At 60.9% G+C, this 1936-nt stretch carries 2 protein-coding genes and 2 pseudogenes; all 4 read right to left on the bottom strand.

Annotated features, from left to right (window positions below; translation table 11 throughout):
* Positions 1-273 (bottom strand): annotated as a pseudogene (locus ASE71_RS24460) (phage portal protein); the annotation flags it as partial.
* A gap of 45 nt (positions 274-318) precedes the next feature.
* A complete protein-coding gene (locus tag ASE71_RS24455) occupies positions 319-726 on the bottom strand; it encodes a DUF6258 family protein (protein ID WP_060516151.1) in 408 nt (135 codons plus the stop codon).
* A gap of 1 nt (position 727) precedes the next feature.
* Positions 728-1396: a hypothetical protein gene (locus ASE71_RS24450; RefSeq protein ID WP_060516150.1), complete on the bottom strand. Its 669-nt coding sequence runs from the start codon at positions 1394-1396 to the stop codon at positions 728-730.
* Positions 1393-1936 (bottom strand): annotated as a pseudogene (locus tag ASE71_RS24445) (phage portal protein); the annotation flags it as partial. The gene ASE71_RS24450 and the pseudogene ASE71_RS24445, both read right to left, overlap by 4 nt.

Here is a 1936-nt window from a genome sequence, read left to right as displayed (position 1 = left end):
CTCGACGAGTGCCGTCGCCTTCGCCGTCATGTTCTGCAGCGCATCCGGCGCCATGCCGCTCGACGCATCGGAAATGCCTGTGCGGTCGGTCGCCTCCTGGTCGAGATAGCCGAGCATGGAGAAGGATTCGCGCGCCACGAACGGCACCGCCGTATAGCCGACGGCACCACGCACATCGACGCCCTGGCCGACGCGGATCGGCTGGCCGAACTTCGGGTTCAGCACCGATTCCGGGTTCTGGATCACCCCTTCCCGTACGATCGGCCGCTGGTTGCCTGTCAGAAAAAGTTGGCGAGCGACGGATGCGCTCGCTGCCGCCTAATCCCTGATTCGCGCGCCTTCTTCTCCCGGCTTCTCGATGGCTGCGGCTTTCGCCCGGATGGTCAGCTTGGCATTGCGAAAGATGACGTTGCCATCCTTCTGTTCGGCATAGCCGATGTCTATCTTAACAAGGAACCGCTCATCGCCCTCGGCAACGAACTCAATATCGCCAATTTCTCCGTTCGGAATCGGGCCTTGAGGGTCAAAGGATACGTGATCGACTCCTTCAAACACGAGGAAACCGTCTTCCACATCCTCAGCGGAGTAAAAGTTCCAAGTCTCGGACCGACATCGAGAAATCAGGTCAATCTGGATCTTGACCTCGTCTTTCCAGCCGTCGAGTACGATCGCCTTGCAGGCGCGATCGCCGAGGTAGACGCTGCTCAAGAATTCGTCCGGCTTCATTTCACTTCCTCATTGGCCAATGCGCATCAGAGCTGGCCCAAGGCACGACGTTCCCACGGACATCAATTGATGGACCCTGGCCTTTCGTGTCCGGGCCCGTTCCCGGAAGATGACCATGTCCATGCGGAGTCGGGTCGTTTCGATGCCCTTGCGGGTTCAGTCTTTGATAGTTCGATCCATTCGGATAAAGCGTATGTGTGTCAACCGGATTTCGACCAGGAGCGGTACGTCCTCCCAGCGGCTCGATCATGTTGTTGCCTAGACCGTCGCCGATGTAGCGTTGGATGGGCCAGCCTGTGTTGCGGTCTGCAACGGGGGCTCGTTGAAGCTCTTCCAGCCGACGCTGCAAGCTGTCCCTTGCCTGCACGGAATAGGAGCCGCCGGCGGGTTCAAGGAATGTCTCTTGCGGGTTGAGGCGCTTAATCTCGCGCATGAGGCGGCCGATCTGCAGCCCCATCACTTCCTGAACGGGGTCTCTCGGCTGGGCTCCGCGCCGCGCCGGCGGTCTAGCCTGGGCAAACTCTTGTCCGCCCCGGCGATCGCTGCCGGCACTTCGCCCGCGATTATGCGCCCAACTGTTCGCCTCCTCGCCAAAGTCGCGAAGCTCCAGCGCGCCACCAAGTCCGATCGGCGCTTCATAAAAATCGTCATAGTCGCTGATGCGCCTCATCCCGGCATCCCTCCGATATGCGCTGTACTCAGCGCCGTTCCGCCGGCCATTTCGGCTAGGTTCTGCTCACGTTTGAGGTTGAGTTCTGCGTCGATCTGGTAGCGCTTGAGCGCGCCGTTCTGCTGGATCTCTGCAAGTTTCAGCTCGCGCTCCATCTCCAGCTTGCGCTTGGCGTTTTCGCCGTCCATGCGCGCCTTCTCGTTCGCCAGCTGCATCTGCATCTGCAGTTGCTGCATGCCCGTGTCAGGCTGCTGCTGTGGCTGGGCCGCCTGCATCCGCCGCTGGATGTCCTCGGGCGTCGGCTTGGTGAAGTAGAGGTCGGGCGATTTCAGCCCCGCCGCCTCCACGGTCTTGGCGATGCCGTTGTAGAGATTGTCGGGCGAGACATAAGGGTTGTCCGGCCCGAGCGTCGTCAGCAGCTTTTCCTGCAATTGCTGGATCATCTGGATCATCAGCATGTCGCGCTCGCGCGTTCCGGCACCGAGCCCGGTGTTGACGGTCGCATCCATGCCGGCGTTCCAGTGGCGCGGGTCGAAGGTC

The sequence above is a fragment of the Ensifer sp. Root954 genome, from assembly GCF_001429005.1.
In the GTDB taxonomy this organism is placed as follows: Bacteria; Pseudomonadota; Alphaproteobacteria; order Rhizobiales; family Rhizobiaceae; genus Ensifer; species Ensifer adhaerens.
The sequence above is the reverse complement of the archived record's forward strand: the minus strand, read 5'-3'. Positions and strand labels throughout refer to the sequence as shown.